The organism is Kribbella sp. NBC_00662 (assembly GCF_041430295.1).
GTDB lineage: Bacteria > Actinomycetota > Actinomycetes > Propionibacteriales > Kribbellaceae > Kribbella.
The window spans coordinates 1,969,764-1,985,533 of the sequence record NZ_CP109029.1 but is presented as its reverse complement, the minus strand read 5'-3'; the positions used below and the strand labels follow the sequence as shown (position 1 = coordinate 1,985,533).

Here is a 15,770-nt window from a genome sequence, read left to right as displayed (position 1 = left end):
CCCCACAGATAACCACATCAGCTCGACGCACTGGAGTACGTCAGCAGCCCGCGCCGCCACACCAACCGAACTAGTGTCATCGCCACTACCGCGAGCCCGAGCCCGAGCGCGACCGGCCCCCAGCCAAGATCGCCGGCCAGTGCCCGCACCGGGAACGTCGTCGCGAACGCCACCGGGAAGGCAAAGGTGAGAAACGCCCGCACCGCGACCGGGAAGAACACCAACGGATACCTCCCGGCCTCCACCGCACTCAGGAAGACCACCCCGATCGGCCCCACCGACTGCAGCCAGAACGCCAGGAACGACATCGCCGACCACACCGCCGTCAGCAACACCAACCCGCAGCCGGCCAGTACGACGGCCTGCAGCACCTGCCCGACGTCCGGACGCAGATCCGACTGCACGAGCCCGATCCCGAGTACGACGATGCCGCTGGCAACGTTCGTCAGCTCGGCGACGTTGATCCACCGCAGGGTCAGGTAGAACTGGCTTGACACCGGCCGGAGCAGGACGCTGTCGAGCTCACCCTCGGTCAGGTACGACGTCATCCGGTTCAGGTTCGGCGCCACGAACGTCGCGATCAGCCCGGTGACGATCTGGAACACCCCGACCAACGCGATCACCTCGGCCCGCGACCAGCCGTGCACCTCGGCCGTGAACCCGAACAGCAGCAAGGTCGGCACGATCCCAAGCCCCAACTGCACCAGGCCCACGAGCAGCGTGGTCAGGAAGTGTGCGCGGTAATGCGTCTCCCGGACAACCGCCTGGGCGAAGAACCGTCGCCACAGCCGAACGTGCCGCCACTGCATCTGCAGCCAGTTCTGGTCGAGCGACGGGCGCTCGTCCGCGTAGGTATTCACGCGCCCACCGCCGAATACGCCCGGATCCCCGCTGCCCAGACGAGTCGAGCGAGTACGCCGAGCACGATGACGTACCCGAGCTGGATCGCCAGCCCGGCCAGCAACTCGCGCCCGGTCAACTGACCCGCGACGATCTCGACCGGGAACGACACCGTGTACCGGAACGGCTGGTGGTCGACGAACCCGCGCGACCACGAAGGCATCAGCGCCAGCGGTACGACGGCACCCGACAGCACGCTCGCGATGATGACGCGCGCCTGCACGAGCGCGCCCACGTCATCCATCCAGAACGCCAGTGCCGCGATCAGGATGTCGATCGTGAACACCAGTACGGCTCCGAGCACGATGCTGATCGCGAACAGCACCCACCGGCCGACGCCGCCCGGGATGTTCATCGAGTCGCGGAAGATCCACCAGACGATGCCGATCATCGGCACCAGCGCGAACAGCTTCAGGAACTTCTCCGACAGGTTGTTCGCGACGAACCCGACCAGCAACGACGCCGGCCGCACCATCCAGCTGGACAGCTTGCCGAGCCGGATGTCGTTGGCCAGGAACGCCGCCATCCACGACGACGTCGCCATCGTGACGAATCCGAGCAGCACGAAGTACGTCGTGATGTACCGCTCGTCGACCGGAAGCTGGGCGCCGTTCGCGAGCGCCGTCCGCCAGATCAGCAGCGAGATGATCGGCATGCAGATGTTGGCCAGCATGAAGATGATCCACGCCCCGCGGTAGACGGACTGCTGCGCGATCTCGGCCGCGGTCATCCGTCGTACGACGCGAAGGTTCCGCACCACTGTGTTCATGACGCGTCCCCCAGCGTTGTCTGGCGGAGGAACAGGTCGCGCATGATGTCCTCGACATCCGCGTCCGCGACGTCGAGGTCCACCAGCGGACCGAGCCGGGTGAGCTGCTCCATCACGAAGCCGGCCCGCTCCCGATCCGCTTCGAGCTTGACCGTCTGACCGTCCACGTCGACAGCCGTCACACCGTCGAGCCCGGTGAGCCGGTCGCCGTCGACAGCCGTCGCGTACGTCGCCCGCACGAGCTTGCGCGGTTGCGCCGTACGCACGAGGTCGTCCAGACCGCCGTCGAACTGCAGCCGCCCGTGGTCGATGATCATCACCCGCGAGCAGAGCGCCTCGATGTCGTCCATGTCGTGGCTGGTGATCAGGATCGTCGTACCGCGCAGCCGGTTGACGTCGGCGAGGAACGCCCGGACGCGGGCCTTCGCGACCACGTCGAGACCGATCGTCGGCTCGTCGAGGAACAGGATCTCCGGGCCGTGGACCAGCGCGGCCATCAACTCGAGCTTCATCCGCTCGCCGAGCGAGGTCTTGCGGACCTGGACGTTCAGCAGATGCTCGACCTCGAGCAGCTCCGCGAGTTCGGCGACGTTGTGGTCGAACTCGGCTGTGGACAAGCCGTACATGTCCTTGTGCAGCAGGAGACTCTCCATCGCCGGCACGTCCCACCAGAGCATGGTCTTCTGCCCCATGACGAGCGCGATCCGGCGCAGGTAGTCGTGCTTGCGGTCCGACGGCGTGTGGCCGAGGACCTCCAGCTCACCGGAGGTCGTGTACAGCAGGCCGGACAGCATCTTCAGCGTGGTCGTCTTACCCGCGCCGTTCGGGCCGAGCAGGCCGACGACCTCGCCGCGGCCGATGTCGAAGGTGATCCGGTCGACAGCGAGCCGGGTCTCGTACTTGCGTCTCACCAGGCTCTTCAGCGCCCCGCCGAGTCCGGCGCGCTGCTGGTGGAACGTGTAGGTCTTGGTCAGATCATGGGCCGCGATGACAGGCGGCAGGGCGTGCACAGGCGTCACGAAGGAGCACCGCTTTCGAAAGAGTCGGTTGACTACGGACCGGGTAGCGCCACCGCGCAAAACGCGCAGAGCGCAGGACGATCACTTCGCCGAAAATGGATTCGGCCGGGGGACCTCGAGGTCCGTCCCGGCTGCGCGATCCGGTCCGATCGCGGAGTTCGCTAACCCATATCCAGGCGACGTGTCGACATCGCTCCCTGTGGTCCTTTCGATGCGGCTACCGGCAACCACGGTATGCCGAACCGGAAAGCGTCGTCCAGCGGGTTAAAGCTCCTTGCGCATCTGCTGGGAGATGACCGCGTAGCCGAGCGAGTCGTACAGGCCGATCGCGGTGGTGTTGTCACCGAAGACGTTGAGGTCCAGGTGCTTGTGGCCCAGCCGGCGGCATTCCTCCTCGCCGGCCAGCATGATCGCCCGGCCGTACCCCTTGCCACGCTGGCCGCTGTCGACCTCGATGCCGTAGATGAACGGCACCCGCGAACGCGTGCTGATCCACAGGCTGCCGACCGGCTCGTCGCCCGCCAGCGCGGTCCAGATCAGCTGGTTCTCGGTGGCCGGCCCGTCCGGGAGCAGCCGCTTGGTCTCCTCGTACGCGAACGTCAGCGCCTCGTCCTCGGTCAGCCCGCGGGCCGGACCGACCCCGGCCGCGAACGAGGCGGCGGCACGGTCCATCCAGGACGGGTACTCGGACTCGGTGATCGGGCGGAGCAGCACCAGTGGCGTCGTCACGCCACGACGATAGCCCGCGCACACCCGCCGTACACCGGCTTTTGCAGCAAGTGGCATATCGTGCGCGAGTGGCGGATTTGACCCTCGAAGTGGCTCAGAAGCTGTTGGCGGCGCAGCCGTTCAGTCTGCTGGTCGGTGCGCGGGTGACCGCGTTCGGGGACGGCGGCGCGACGCTGGAGCTCGACATCCGCGCGGATCTCCAGCAGCAGAACGGTTTCCTGCACGGCGGCGTGCTCGCGTACGCCGCCGACAACGCGATCACGTTCGCCGGCGGCTCGGCGCTCGGGCCGAATGTGCTGACCGGCGGGTTCACGATCAGCTACCTCCGCCCCGGCCAGGGCGTGATCCTCAGGGCCGAGGCGAAGGTTGCCCACTCGGGCAGGCGTCAGGCGACGTGCACCTGCGAACTCACCACGATCGACGATGCCGGTACGCCGACCCTGTGCGCGATCGCCCAGGGCACCGTCATCGCCCGCTAGTCGAAGAGCTCCTCGAGGAACGACTTCTTCTTGCGCGCGTGCTGGTTCCCGTACCGGCGGTCGTCCTCGTACCGCCGGTCGTCGTACCGCTTCTTCTCCTCGTACCGCTTCTCCTCGTAGCGAGGCTGCGGCGACGGGGAGTTGTACTGCAGTTCGGCGTCGACCAGCCGCTCCAGCTCACCGCGGTCGAGGAAGATCCCCCGGCACTCGGTGCACTGGTCGACGGTGACGCCGTTGCGTTCGTACGTACGCATCTCGCCACGACACTTCGGACACGTCAGGCTCTCCATCCAGGAACCCTAAGTGACGAAATCGGTCCGAAGCCCTACTCTCAGCGAACTCTCAGCAAGTCCTCATTTGAAGCTGGACAGGAAGGTCTTGAGGATCGGGCCCGCGGTGTGCGAGCCGGACTCGCCGCCCTCGACGATCACCGCGAACGCGACGTCGCCGCGGTAGCCGGCCATCCACGCGTTGGTGATCACCTTGCCGCCGGAGACGAGCTCGGCGGTACCGGTCTTCGCGGCGACCGCGCCGTTCCCGGCCAGCACCTTCGCCGTACCGCTGGTGACCGTGGTCCGCATGAACGTCCGCAGTGCCGCAACAGTTGCTGCAGGCAACGGAGAGGCAGCCGCGCCGGCCGCGTCCTTACCCGGTACGAGCACCGGCTTCATCGCCGTACCGTGGTCGACCGTCGCCGCGACCAGCGAGATCGCCAGCGGGCTCGCGGTGACCGTGCCCTGACCGATCATCGAGGCGGCCTCGGCCACGTCGTCCTTCGGCAGCGGCACCTGACCGCCGTACGCGTTGATCGACAGGTTCAGGTCCCGGCCGATGCCGAACATCGCCGCGGCCTTGGTCATCCCGTCCTTCGGCAGCCGCGCGTGCTGTGAGATGAACGCGGTGTTGCAGGACTCGTTGAACGCCTTCTGCATCGTGCCCGCGCCGTACGCCGCCAGGCCGTCGTAGTTCTTGAAGGTCTTGCCGAACACGTTGATCGTGTTGGTGCACGGCAGCGCGGTCGCGCCCGTCTCGCCGCTGCCGATCAACGCGGCCGAGGTGACGATCTTGAACGTCGAGCCCGGCGCGTACCGGCCCTGGAACGCGCGGTTGTAGCTGGCCACCGTCGGACCGTTCGCCGCGGCGAGGATCTGTCCGGTCGAGGCCTGTACAGCGACCAGCGACGCCGGCAGCTTGCTCGTCGCCAGCGCGGCCTCGGCCGCCTTCTGCATGGCCGTGTCGAGCGTGGTCTTCACCGGCTTGCCGGCGGTGCCCTTCTGGCTGAAGACGGTCTTGATCGTCAGCTTGGTCTTGCCGTCCCGCAGCGTGACCGTGCCGCCGGGCGTACCGGCGAGCTGCTGCTGGAACGCGTACTGCAGGCCCGTCGTACCTACCTGGTCCTGTGCCGACGCGGTCGGGCCGGCGTTCTTCAGCGTGTCCGCGGTCGCGGTCTTCATCGTGCCGATCAGGTTCTTGGCGAAGGTCGCGGTCGGCGGCAGGGACTGCGTGCCGCCCATCGTCAGTACGCCGGGCAGCTTGCCCATCGTCGGCCGCAGCGCCTCCCACTGCTCGGCGCGGATCGTGATCGCATCCACGAACTGCCCGGCCGGGGCCGCCTTCGCGCGGGCCGCGAGCTTCGTCCCGTCGACCTGGAGGTACTTCGTGAACGCCGCGTACGTCGCCGGTGTCGCCACCGCCCCGGATGCGACCCCGACGATCACGACCGGCCGGTTCGCGGTCAGCGCGACGCCGTTGCGGTCGAGGATCGAGGCGCGTGCGGGCAGCGCGCGGACGCGCTTGAGGTAGTTGTTGTCGCCGAGGCCGGGGTAGATGGTGTCGCCGGAAGCCTTGATCTTCCACGCGTCGCCGGTCTTCACCGCGGTCGCCGTACTGGTCCATTTCATCGCGCCGATGCCGCGCAGTTGCGCCTCGACCGCGAGCTCCTGCGTGCAGTTGCTGGCGTCGCTGCACTTCGGGTCGCCCTGCGGGGTCACTGTGACGGTGCTGGCGACCAGAGCGGTGTCGGTGTCGTCGAGCCGCTTCGCGAACACAGTCGGGTTGTCGGTGAGCGCCCCGGCCGCATCCGGCTTGCCGTCCGGCGCCCACGCCGCCACCCAGGCGTCGGCGAATTGCTTGATGACAGCGCCGGAGGCCTTCTGCTCGTCGCTCCCGGACTTCCCGCCGCCGGACTTGCTGCCCGAACACCCAGCGGTGATCAACAGGCTACTCAGGCAGACGATCGCAGTGGTTCGCTTCACGTTCCCAACTCTCGCACGACGACGGGTGGACACCGGGCACAGTCTTCGGCGTGTGGCTGCCTCGCCACGAGGGCGAAACTACTCAATGCACGCAAGTACGACGCGCCCGACCGCTCAGGAGTTGGCGTCAGAGTGAGCGTGAATCAGGGGCAAGAGGCCGTGTGAATCGGCCCGGCCCGGTCCTGGAACCGCGTTCCAGCCTCGCCGTGCGCGGCGTATTCTGCTCCTTTGTGACCCGCCTTGCGCTGCACAGCCGCCTGATTCCCGGTACCGAAGAGGCCTACGAGATCGAGCACGCTCGCGTCTGGCCGGAGCTGATCACCGCGATGCACGCCGCCGGCATCAGCGACTGGTCGATCTGGCGCAGCGGCCGCGACCTGTTCCACCTGGTCGACGCCGACGATTTCGAGGCAGCGGTCGCGTACCTTCGCAATGACCCGACCGACCAACGCTGGCAACAACACATGGCCCAGTTCGTCGAAGGCTTCGCCCAGAATCCCGAAGGCGTGGCCGGCCAGTCCCTCCGCCACGTCTGGACGATGAGCGAGCAGGCCGACTAGTACATCTCCCAGACGAGCACCTCGGCACCGCCCGGCCCGGCGACCAGACGCCCGCCCGAATCGGTCAGCCGTACGGCGTCCGCGGTCCCCAGCTCACCGGCGCCCTCGAGCTCGGCCGTGCCCGTCGCCACGAACAGATGCAGGTACGGCGCTGCCGGCAGCTCGATCGCCTGCCCCGGCGTGAGCCTCGCGACCGACATCCCGGCCTGAGGCTGATTGAGGTGGATCGCCGTACTCGAGGCGTGCTTGGCCAGCCCTGACGCAACCGGGACCAGCTCGCCCGTCGTCAGATCCAACTCCGCCTGCTCGTACGACGGCGGCAGGTCGAACGCGTCCGGCCGCACCCACATCTGCACGTAGTGCACCGACTCGCCGCCGTCGTTCCATTCCGAGTGCTGGATCCCGGACCCCGCGCTCATCCGCTGCGCCAGGCCCGGGTAGACGCTCCCGCTGTTCCCCTGCGAATCCCGGTGCGCCAGCGCGCCCCGCAGTACCCAGGTCACGATCTCCAGGTCCTGGTGCGGATGCGTCCCGAACCCGGTGCCCGGGGCAACCATCTCGTCGTTGTGCGCGACCAGGAACCCGAATCCCACGTTCGCCGGGTCGTAGTGCGGTCCGAACGAGAACGAATGCCGCGAGTCCAGCCAGTCGCTTGCCGTCCGAAACCGCTCGTCCGCCCGCCGGATCTCCATGGGGTCTAGTAATACCCCGTCTCGCCGTCGAGCAGTTCGCGCATGGTGTCGAGCTGACCGACGTGCCGCGCCGTCTCCTCGACCATGTGGATCAGGATCCAGCGCAGCGACGGCTGGAACTCGGGGTCCTTGCCGACGTCGTCCAGCGCGTGCGCGGCGGTGATCTCGTTCGAGTCCGCCCACTGCGCGTCGAACTCGTCCAGCAGCCGGGCGAGCGGTACGCCGTCCACCCGCCAGTCGGCGCTCTTCGGCTCCTTCTGGAACCCCGGGTTGTCGCCCGGCTCGTGCAGGAACACGCCGCGGAACCACAGGTGCTCGTTCCACCGCAGATGTGACACCAGCCCGGCCGGCGTCATCAGCGGCGATGTCGGGAACACGGAACGATGCTCGTCGGCGGACGCCAGGCCTTCCAGCTTCCGGCGTACCAGCACCCGTTGCAGATCCAGCCAGCCGATCAGCTGTGTGCGCTCGTCCGCGGCCAGCGGTGGTCGTGACGCGTAGAGATTCATGTCAGGACCGTAGCCAACGAAAGGGACTGCGCCGCTCGGTGGGCGGCGCAGTCCCGGTTCTGGTACGACGGCTGGTCAGCCGGTGGGGTTCCCGTTGTCGGAGCCGAGGGTGGCCTTGATGGGCACCGACTTGCCGGCGCGGGTGACGGTCAGGGTGACCTGATCGCCCGGGCGGTGCGAACGGACTGCGGCGACCAACGCGTCCCCTGACGCGATCGCCTTGCCGTCAACAGCGGTCACCACATCACCTGACTGGAGACCGGCTTTGTCCGCCGCACCGCCGGACGTGACCTCGCCAAGGCGTGCTCCGTTCGTGAGCCCGTCGGTGGACTGCGCGTCGCCGACCGTCACACCGAGCCGCGCATGCGTGGCCTTGCCCTTGGCCACCAGCTCGTCGATGATCGGCTTGGCCTGGTCGATCGGGATAGCGAACCCCAGGCCGATGTTGCCGCCTTCGGATTGTCCCGATCCGCCGGCGGTTTTGATCGCGCTGTTGATACCGACCACCTGGCCGGCGAGGTCGATCAGGGCGCCGCCGGAGTTACCCGGGTTGATCGCGGCGTCCGTCTGGATTGCTGGGAAGACTGTCGTGCTGTCCTGCTGCTCGTCACCCGAGGTCACCGGGCGGTTCAGCGCCGAGACGATCCCGCTGGTGACGGTCGCCTCCAGGCCGAACGGCGAGCCGATCGCGACCACGCCCTGCCCGACCGCGAGCTTGCCGCTCGACCCCAGCGTGGCCGGGGTCAGGTCGGTCGCGTCGGCGTGGATGACGGCGAGGTCGGTGAGCGGGTCGGTGCCCTTGACCGTGGCGTTGACGGTCCGGCCGTCGTTCAGCATCACGGTGATCGTGGCGCCTTGACCGGCACCCGCGACCACGTGGTTGTTGGTGACGATCAGGCCGTCCTTGCTGATCACGATGCCGGAACCGGTCGCTGCGCCCTGCGACGTCGCGACCGCGATCTTCACCACGCTCGGCAGCACCTTGGCTGCCGCGCTCTGCACCGAGCCGTCCGGCGCAGCCGCGGGAGCGGCCTGGTTGCCATTGAGCGGTGCCGTCACGGACGGGCTGTTCGTGGTGTGGTCGTTGGAGGCCGAGTAGACGGCTGCGCCGCCGACGCCACCGGCCAGACCGACCAGCAGCGCGGTCAGCGCCACCGCGGCCAGACCGGCCCGCTTCTTCGGCTTCTCCGCCGTAGCGGTCGCCGTGGCCGGCTGCGGTCCGTAGGGCCAGCCCGGGCCCGGAGACGCCCCCTGATGCGTCCCCGGCGCTCCGAACTGCGGGTAAGCACTCCCACCTGAGGGGTACTGTCCCGGCCGCTGCCCCTGCGGCCCCGAGTCCGGTCGCTGCTGTCCCGGCTGACCACCCTGCGGCGCGAACTGCTGTTGCTGGTGCTGCCCGTACATCGGCAACTGCTGCGTCCGCTCCGGCCCCTGCGGGCCTTGCGGGTTCTGGCCGGGCTGGTTCTGCGGCGGCTGGTTCTCGGTCATGGCAAATACTGTCTCCGGCGGACCTGAGAAGGCCCTGAAGATCCGCTCGGAGTGACCGAAGAACTCCATGAAGATCCTCTGAAGGAGAATCGCTGCCGGCGAGACTCTCGGCTCGCGGCGACCAAAAATCTGTGCTGGCGAAAGTAGACATTCGCCGGTCGACTGGCTAGAGTCTCTGCTGTTGCCAAGAGAGAACAGCAGAGAAGCTGACGCGGGCGGCCAACGACCGTCCAGCAGTACGAGCAGCACCAGCAGTACGAGCAGGACCCGGCCGACGAGTTCGCAAGTGCAGGACCAGTAGTTCGCAAGCAAGCAGTAACCGCAGCACGTAGTCGCAGTACCAAGCAACAGTGAAGTGGCAAGTCGTAGTACTCGGCCGGTGCAGTAAGAAGTCGGAACGCTGAAGAGGAGGAGTGGATTACATCATCAGGATCGCCCGTCATGGCTGTGTTTCGCCGGACGGGTACCGCAGTCCCATCGTGATTGGAAGGTGGTTCTCGGTTACGCATTGTGCGATCCCCGCGGTGTCCGGCCTTCGAGGTGGACCGCGGAAGTAGAGGCTGGCTCGAGAGTCAGTAGATGGTGACAATCCAAACCCAGGGCCCCGGTGCTTCGGCACCGGGGCCCTCGACACGGAGGTGTGATGACCCCAGCCCAGCCAGTGGAGCAGACGATGCCGGAAGACCCTGAAACACCAACGACCAACCTTGACGACGAGGATTTCCCCGCCTACACGATGGGACGGGCCGCCGAGATCCTCGGCGCCACGCCTGGATTCCTGCGCAGTCTGGACGAGGCGAAACTGATCACCCCGCAGCGCTCCGACGGCGGACATCGCCGCTATTCCCGCTATCAGCTCCGACTGGCTGCCCGCGCTCGCGAACTGGTCGACAACGGGACGTCGCTGGAAGCCGCCTGCCGCATCATCATCTTGGAAGATCAGCTGGCCGAGGCGCTCCGCATCAACGCCGAGCTCAGCGCACCGGGTGAGGAGAGCTGACTCCAGGACCCGAGCGCTACGGCGTCCGCAGGTCGGAGTGTTCTACCGGGTCTGTGTCGCTGCGTGCGGCAGCCAGAGCGTGAACTGGGCGCCGGCACCGGGCACGTTCCGGGCGTAGATCATGCCGCCGTGCTGCTCGGCTGCGTGCTTCACGATGGCCAGGCCCAGGCCGGAGCCGGGGCGGCTGCGCGCCTCGCTGGAGCGGTAGAAGCGCTCGAAGACGTGGGGCAGGTCGGCCTCGGCTATGCCGGGGCCGGAGTCCGTGACCGTGAGTACGCCGTCCAGCAGCCGGACTGTCACGTGTCCGACCGGCTGTCCGTCGCTGCGCTGCTCGGCGCCCTCAGGGATGCTGTACTTCGCGGCGTTGTCGAGCAGGTTGGTCACGGCACGCCCGAGCAGCCGCTCGTCACCCCAGACCGGGAACGGCGTGATCTGCACGTCCCACTCGAGTCCGGGTGCGCGGCGGCGTACCTTCATCACCGCGTCCTCGACGACGTTGGAGAGTTCGATCAGCTCCGCGTTGCGCACCTGCGGGGTGTCGCGGGCCAGCTCGGTCAGGTCGCCGATCAGCGTGGTCAGCTCGTCCATCTGGGCGCGGACGTCGTCCAGCAGTTGCTGACGGTCCTCCGGCCGGAGTCCGCCGCGCTTGTCCGCCTGCGCGAGCAGGTCGAGGTTGGTGCGGACGCTGGTGAGCGGCGTACGCAGCTCGTGTCCCGCGTCACCCACGAGCCGGCGCTGCCGGTCACGGGACTGTGCGAGCGCGCCGAGCATCGCGTTGAACGCCATCGCCAGCCGGGAGATCTCGTCCGTGCCGCCGACCGGGATCGGTTTCAGGTCCTCGGTTCGTGCGACATGCTCAGCCGCCCCGGTCAGCCGAGCCAGCGGGCGCAGACCGGACCGCGCGACCGCGTTGCCGGCCAGCGCGGCGCCGATGACACCGATCAGCCCGAAGGCCCACAGCACCACGCCCAGGTTGTGCAGCGTCTCGTCGATCGGCCCCAGCGACTGCGCGACAACCAAGGCTCCAGGCTGAAGGAAGTTCTCCGGCTCGGCCTGGCAGGCCTGGCTCCGGCCCTGCGGGCAGTAGCTCGCGGGGACGGCGACCACGCGGAAGTGCGAGCCGCCGTTGCGTATGCCGACCGTCCGCAGGCTGGCCTCGTTGCCCTGGTCCCGCGCGACCTGGAGCTCGTCCTGGCCCATCGGCGGCAGCAGGCTGTTCGGCGGGCCGAACTGCTGCCCCTGCGCACTGATCACGCCGACTCGGATGTCGCTCAGGCCGAGAGCGTCGGAGGGAACGCCCTGCAGGATCGTGAGATCGGTCAGCACGCCCTTCTTCGCAGCCGCGGCGGCACGCTGGGTCAGGCTGTTGTCGAGGTTCTGGTACATCTGCTGGCGCACGGTGATGTACGCCGCCACGCTGACGATCGCCACCGCCAACCCGACCGCGACCGCGGCGAGCAGCGTCACGCGCGCGTGCAGGCTGAGCTTGTGGAGGGTTTCGTTCCACCAGCTCTGGGTGCGGGCGGCAGTCGCCGCCACACGATTTCCGTTGCTCTTGACAACAGGTTCTGCGGGTTGTTGCGGCTGCTGCGGTCGTCCGGCGTACGTCGGGAAGTCGTCGGGGTGTTGCTGACTCACGGTGGGGTGTCCCTCAGCACGTACCCGATGCCGCGGACGGTGTGGATCAGACGCGGCAGACCGTTGACCTCGGTCTTGCGGCGCAGATAGCCGATGTAGACCTCGAGCGAGTTCGCGGTGGTGGGGAAGTCGTAGCCCCAGACCGCGTCCAGGATGACCGCGCGCTCGAGCACCCGGCGCGGGTTGCGGATCAGCAGCTCGAGCAGCGAGAACTCGGTCCGCGTGAGCTGCATCGCGACGTCACCCCGGTGCACCTCGTGTGCGTCGACGTCGACCACGAGGTCGGCGTACTGCAGCACCTCGCCGCGCTGGCCGCCCTCGCCGGGGGTCGTGCTGCGGCGTAACAGCGCGCGCAGCCGGGCCAGCAGCTCCTCGAGCGCGAACGGTTTGGTCAGGTAGTCGTCGCCGCCGGCGTCCAGGCCGTCGACCCGGTCCGCGACCGCGTCCCGCGCGGTCAGCACCAGGATCGGCACATTGTTGCCCGCGGCCCGCAAGGCCTTGGTGGTCTCCAGCCCGTCCAGCCGGGGCATCATCACGTCCATCACGACGACGTCCGGCTCGACGTTGCCGATCACCGCGAGCGCCTCGGCGCCGTCGGACGCGGTCACCACTTCGAAGTCGTTGAACTCCAGCGAACGGCGCAGCGAGTCCCGGACCGCCCGGTCGTCGTCCACCACCAGTACCCGCATCGTCTTGCCCCGCTCCGCTCGAAGTTCCGCTCAGCCGAGAGTAGGTCGCTTCTGTGAGAATCGCCTGAGAACCCGCTGATCGCTCGCTCAACACCTCCAGCACACCTTAGGTTGCCAGACGTGGACCTTCTCGAATTCACCCCTGAGCCCGCCGAACTCGCCTGGACCTTCGGCGGCGCGCCGCCGGTCCGCCGGGTCAAGCCCGGTACCGCCCTCCGGTTGTGGACCGAGGACGCGTTCGCCGGCAGCCTCCGTAGTACGACGGACCTGGCCAGCGCCTCGCTGAACATGCCGTTCGTCAACCCGCAGACCGGGCCGTTCTACGTCGAGGGTGCCGAGCCGGGGGACACCCTGGCGCTGCACTTCGTCGAGCTGACCCCGGCCCGGAGCTGGGGCGCCTCGGCGACGATCCCGTTCTTCGGCGGCCTGACCAGCACGGACCGGACCGCCACGCTGCAGGACCCGCTGCCGGAGCGGACCTGGATCTACGAGGTGGACACGATCAAGCAGACCGTCGGGTTCCAGGCGCAGGGCAGCGACTTCGAGGTCGCTCTGCCGCTGGAGCCGATGCTCGGCACCGTCGGGGTCGCGCCCGCCGCCGGTGAGGTCCGGTCAGCGCTGGTGCCGGACATGTTCGGCGGCAACATGGACACGCCGGAGATGCGCGCCGGAGCGACCTGCTACCTGAGGGTGAACGTCGAGGGAGCACTGTTCTCCGTCGGTGACGGGCACTACCGGCAGGGCGAGGGTGAGTCCTGCGGTACGGCGGTCGAGGGTGCGATGAACGTCGTACTGATCGTCGACCTGCTCAAGACGCCCGGACCGGTGTGGCCGCGGCTGGAGAACGACGAGTATCTCGCTGTCATCGGATCGGCCCGGCCGCTCGAGGATGCGTGGCGAGCCGGCCAGGTCGACATGGTGAACTGGCTCAGCTCGCTCTACGGCCTGGACAAGCTGGATGCGTACCAGCTGCTCAGCCAGGTCAGCGAGGTCCCGCTGGCCAACGTGGTGGACGCCAACTACAGCGTGGTCACCAAGGTCCCGAAACGGCTGCTCCCACCGGTGACGGCGTACGACGGCATCCACCAGCATCTGAGGACCGCCTTCAGCTGAACTGCTGCACGACGTCCTCGGCGTAGCGCTGCATCGGCTCGTGGTCGTACGCGACGCCGGGGATGTAGGAGATGACGTAGTCGACCCCTGCCTCGGCCAGCTGTTCGATGTGCTCGCTGAGCTCCTTCGTCGTGACCACCTCCGCCAGCACGTGGGACGTTCCGCCGGAGCCGATCTCCAGGAACTCGTCCAGGCTGTACCGTCCGCGGGCCTTGGCTGTCGCGGTCACCGGATCCGCGCCGGCCTCGATCGGGAACACGTTGAGGCTGGTCGACTTGATGATCTCGTCGTAGTCGCGGCCGACGTCCTCGCAGTGCTGCCGGAGGATCGCGAGCTTCTTCTTGATCACGTCGACGCGGCCGGTGCCGAAGTTGCAGGCGTCGCCGTACTTTGCAACTAGTCGCAATGTGACGCGTTCACCGCCGCCACCGATCCAGAGCTTGGGCTTGCGCCGTGGCACGACGTACGGCTTGTCGACCGAGTGGTACTGCCCCTCGAACACCACGTCGTCCTCGGTCCACAACCGGTGGATCAGCTCGACGGACTCGACGAACGACCCCATCCGCTCCTTCTGACTCGTCCAGGGGTAGCCGTAGGCCTTCCACTCGTGCTCGGACCAGCCGGCGCCCAGTCCGGCGTACATGCGGCCGTGGCTCGCCACATCGACAGTGGCGGCCAGCTTGGCGACCAGTGCGGGGTTGCGGTACCCGTTGCAGCCGACGAGCTGGCCGAGGTTCACCCGCGAGGTGTCACGGGCCAGAGCGGCTGTCGTGGTCCACATCTCGAAGACGGTCTCGCGGACCGGCTCCGGGACGGTGTGGAAGTGGTCGAAGAGCCAGATCGAGTCCCACGGACCTGCGTCCGCCGCCTTGGCAACGGCGGTCATGGCCTCCCACTGCTCGACCGGATCGGTCAGCTCGACCAGATCCATCCGCCAGCCCTGCGGTACGAACACTCCGAACTTCATGCGGTCCTCCGGGAGATTGCGACTCCGGTCAGGCACAGCGCCCCGCCGGCCAGCGCAAGCACGGCAGGGGTCTCGCCCAGGAACAGCCAGCCGAGCACGATCGCCACAACCGGTACGGCGTACACCGTCACGCCCATGCGGCCCGCGCTGGTACGGCGGAGCGCGAAGGCCCAGGTGGTGAAGCCGAGAGCGGTGGGGAAGGCAGCCAGGTACACGACCCACCAGATCGTCGACGCGTCGGCAGTGCCGAGCTCATCGACCAGCGTGGGGGCGAAGGGCAGGCAGACGACCGCGCCGATGGTGCAGGCCAGCCAGGTGACCTCAGCGGCGGGCAGTCGGCTCAGCAGCGGCTTCTGCGTGACCACTCCGACGGCGTAGGAGATCGCGGCGACGACGCAGAGCACGACGCCCCAGGTCTCGGCGCGGCCGCTCGAGGTCGACGTACCGATGATGACGATGCCTGCGAACGCGACCAGACCGCCGATCACCAACTGCCGCGGGAAACCTTCGCCAAGACCCAGGCCCGCGAGTACGGCGATCAGTAGCGGGGCGATGTGGACGAGCATGGCCGACGTACCGGCGTCGAGGCGCCGCTCGGCTTCGTTGAGGGCGATGTTGTAGACGCCGAACCACAGCACGCCGCAGGCGATCAACGGCAGCCAGTCACGACGGGTCGGCCACCGGCGTACGGCGGGCGCGCGACGGGTGAAGAGAAGCGCGCCGAGGAAGATGCTGCCGAGTCCGAGCCGGGCCAGCGAGAGCGCGCCCGCCGAGATCTCGGTGCCGACGTGCCGGATCGCGACGAAGGACGAGGCCCACAGGACGACGGTCACGGCGGCGGCGCCGGTCGCGAGAGCGGTCCGGGGCGGGGCTTCTGCGAGGGTTGTCACGGTCACTACAGTAAGAACGAGGTCTGCGAGTTTCTATGGCAGATCGGAGCCTAGGAGGCGGTCGTGCTTACCG

General features: G+C 68.1%; 17 protein-coding genes. 4 read left to right on the top strand and 13 right to left on the bottom strand.

The genetic code is table 11. The annotated features are described in order from the left end of the window. Positions 1–17 precede the first annotated feature (17 nt). The 4 genes from OHA10_RS10015 to OHA10_RS10000 form a co-directional block, all read right to left on the bottom strand. Positions 18–860, bottom strand: coding sequence for an ABC transporter permease (locus tag OHA10_RS10015; protein WP_371405893.1), 843 nt, complete (start codon positions 858–860; stop codon positions 18–20). Beyond that, positions 857–1,669 carry an ABC transporter permease gene (locus OHA10_RS10010; RefSeq protein WP_371405892.1) on the bottom strand — a complete coding sequence of 271 codons (813 nt, stop codon included), beginning with the start codon at positions 1,667–1,669 and terminating at the stop codon, positions 857–859. Before OHA10_RS10010 ends, OHA10_RS10015 begins: the two co-directional genes overlap by 4 nt. Then, entirely contained in the window at positions 1,666–2,688 is a 1,023-nt protein-coding gene (locus OHA10_RS10005; RefSeq protein ID WP_371405891.1) for an ATP-binding cassette domain-containing protein, read from the bottom strand. The genes OHA10_RS10010 and OHA10_RS10005 overlap by 4 nt, the downstream gene beginning before the upstream one ends. Before the next feature lie 264 nt (positions 2,689–2,952). Then, the gene (locus OHA10_RS10000) at positions 2,953–3,417 is read right to left on the bottom strand and encodes a GNAT family N-acetyltransferase (RefSeq protein WP_371405890.1); all 465 of its coding nucleotides are present in this window, start codon (positions 3,415–3,417) and stop codon (positions 2,953–2,955) included. 68 nt (positions 3,418–3,485) lie between these two features. Here OHA10_RS10000 and OHA10_RS09995 point away from each other — a divergent pair, with 68 nt between their 5' ends. Next, positions 3,486–3,896, top strand: a complete 411-nt coding sequence (locus tag OHA10_RS09995; protein ID WP_371405889.1) for a PaaI family thioesterase — start codon at positions 3,486–3,488, stop codon at positions 3,894–3,896. On the opposite strand, the gene OHA10_RS09990 is transcribed toward OHA10_RS09995, so the two are convergent. Both OHA10_RS09990 and OHA10_RS09985 read right to left on the bottom strand, forming a co-directional pair. Continuing rightward, entirely contained in the window at positions 3,893–4,150 is a 258-nt protein-coding gene (locus OHA10_RS09990; RefSeq protein WP_371405888.1) for a zf-TFIIB domain-containing protein, read from the bottom strand. The two genes, OHA10_RS09995 and OHA10_RS09990, sit on opposite strands and share 4 nt — an antisense overlap. Positions 4,151–4,249: 99 nt before the next feature. After that, positions 4,250–6,151 (bottom strand): penicillin-binding transpeptidase domain-containing protein, encoded by a 1,902-nt coding sequence (locus OHA10_RS09985; RefSeq protein WP_371405887.1) that lies wholly within the window; start codon positions 6,149–6,151, stop codon positions 4,250–4,252. A gap of 230 nt (positions 6,152–6,381) precedes the next feature. On the opposite strand from OHA10_RS09985, the gene OHA10_RS09980 reads away from it, so the two are divergent. Beyond that, a complete protein-coding gene (locus tag OHA10_RS09980) occupies positions 6,382–6,711 on the top strand; it encodes an L-rhamnose mutarotase (RefSeq protein WP_371405886.1) in 330 nt (109 codons plus the stop codon). Here the strand turns inward: OHA10_RS09980 and OHA10_RS09975 are convergent. The 3 genes from OHA10_RS09975 to OHA10_RS09965 all read right to left on the bottom strand — a co-directional run bounded on the left by OHA10_RS09975 (position 6,708) and on the right by OHA10_RS09965 (position 9,400). After that, a complete protein-coding gene (locus tag OHA10_RS09975) occupies positions 6,708–7,403 on the bottom strand; it encodes a pirin family protein (RefSeq protein WP_371405885.1) in 696 nt (231 codons plus the stop codon). The two genes, OHA10_RS09980 and OHA10_RS09975, sit on opposite strands and share 4 nt — an antisense overlap. A 5-nt stretch (positions 7,404–7,408) precedes the next feature. After that, a complete protein-coding gene (locus OHA10_RS09970) occupies positions 7,409–7,912 on the bottom strand; it encodes a DinB family protein (RefSeq protein WP_371405884.1) in 504 nt (167 codons plus the stop codon). A gap of 75 nt (positions 7,913–7,987) precedes the next feature. Further along, entirely contained in the window at positions 7,988–9,400 is a 1,413-nt protein-coding gene (locus OHA10_RS09965; RefSeq protein ID WP_371405883.1) for a trypsin-like peptidase domain-containing protein, read from the bottom strand. A 643-nt stretch (positions 9,401–10,043) separates the two neighbouring features. On the opposite strand from OHA10_RS09965, the gene OHA10_RS09960 reads away from it, so the two are divergent. Further along, positions 10,044–10,400, top strand: a complete 357-nt coding sequence (locus OHA10_RS09960; RefSeq protein WP_371405882.1) for a MerR family transcriptional regulator — start codon at positions 10,044–10,046, stop codon at positions 10,398–10,400. A 42-nt stretch (positions 10,401–10,442) separates the two neighbouring features. On the opposite strand, the gene OHA10_RS09955 is transcribed toward OHA10_RS09960, so the two are convergent. Together OHA10_RS09955 and OHA10_RS09950 are read right to left on the bottom strand one after the other, a co-directional pair. Next, on the bottom strand, positions 10,443–12,038 hold the full coding sequence (locus OHA10_RS09955) for a sensor histidine kinase (RefSeq protein ID WP_371405881.1): 1,596 nt from the start codon (positions 12,036–12,038) through the stop codon (positions 10,443–10,445). Next, complete coding sequence (locus OHA10_RS09950; RefSeq protein ID WP_130442918.1) at positions 12,035–12,727, bottom strand: response regulator transcription factor; 693 nt, start codon at positions 12,725–12,727, stop codon at positions 12,035–12,037. The genes OHA10_RS09955 and OHA10_RS09950 overlap by 4 nt, the downstream gene beginning before the upstream one ends. 120 nt (positions 12,728–12,847) lie before the next feature. Between OHA10_RS09950 and OHA10_RS09945 the strand changes: the two genes are divergently transcribed. Next, positions 12,848–13,840, top strand: coding sequence for an acetamidase/formamidase family protein (locus OHA10_RS09945; RefSeq protein ID WP_371405880.1), 993 nt, complete (start codon positions 12,848–12,850; stop codon positions 13,838–13,840). Here the strand turns inward: OHA10_RS09945 and OHA10_RS09940 are convergent. Together OHA10_RS09940 and OHA10_RS09935 are read right to left on the bottom strand one after the other, a co-directional pair. Further along, positions 13,833–14,807: a TIGR03560 family F420-dependent LLM class oxidoreductase gene (locus OHA10_RS09940; protein ID WP_371405879.1), complete on the bottom strand. Its 975-nt coding sequence runs from the start codon at positions 14,805–14,807 to the stop codon at positions 13,833–13,835. The two genes, OHA10_RS09945 and OHA10_RS09940, sit on opposite strands and share 8 nt — an antisense overlap. Beyond that, positions 14,804–15,697 (bottom strand): DMT family transporter, encoded by an 894-nt coding sequence (locus OHA10_RS09935; protein WP_371405878.1) that lies wholly within the window; start codon positions 15,695–15,697, stop codon positions 14,804–14,806. The genes OHA10_RS09940 and OHA10_RS09935 overlap by 4 nt, the downstream gene beginning before the upstream one ends. Between the last annotated feature and the right edge of the window lie 73 nt (positions 15,698–15,770).

Coding starts and splice junctions, on each gene's coding strand:
- OHA10_RS10010 (WP_371405892.1), bottom strand. CDS start 1,669: ATGAACACAGTGGTGCGGAACCTTCGCGTCGTACGACGGATGACCGCG.
- OHA10_RS09990 (WP_371405888.1), bottom strand. CDS start 4,150: ATGCGTACGTACGAACGCAACGGCGTCACCGTCGACCAGTGCACCGAG.
- OHA10_RS09975 (WP_371405885.1), bottom strand. CDS start 7,403: ATGGAGATCCGGCGGGCGGACGAGCGGTTTCGGACGGCAAGCGACTGG.
- OHA10_RS09970 (WP_371405884.1), bottom strand. CDS start 7,912: ATGAATCTCTACGCGTCACGACCACCGCTGGCCGCGGACGAGCGCACA.
- OHA10_RS09965 (WP_371405883.1), bottom strand. CDS start 9,400: ATGACCGAGAACCAGCCGCCGCAGAACCAGCCCGGCCAGAACCCGCAA.
- OHA10_RS09960 (WP_371405882.1), top strand. CDS start 10,044: ATGACCCCAGCCCAGCCAGTGGAGCAGACGATGCCGGAAGACCCTGAA.
- OHA10_RS09950 (WP_130442918.1), bottom strand. CDS start 12,727: ATGCGGGTACTGGTGGTGGACGACGACCGGGCGGTCCGGGACTCGCTG.
- OHA10_RS09940 (WP_371405879.1), bottom strand. CDS start 14,807: ATGAAGTTCGGAGTGTTCGTACCGCAGGGCTGGCGGATGGATCTGGTC.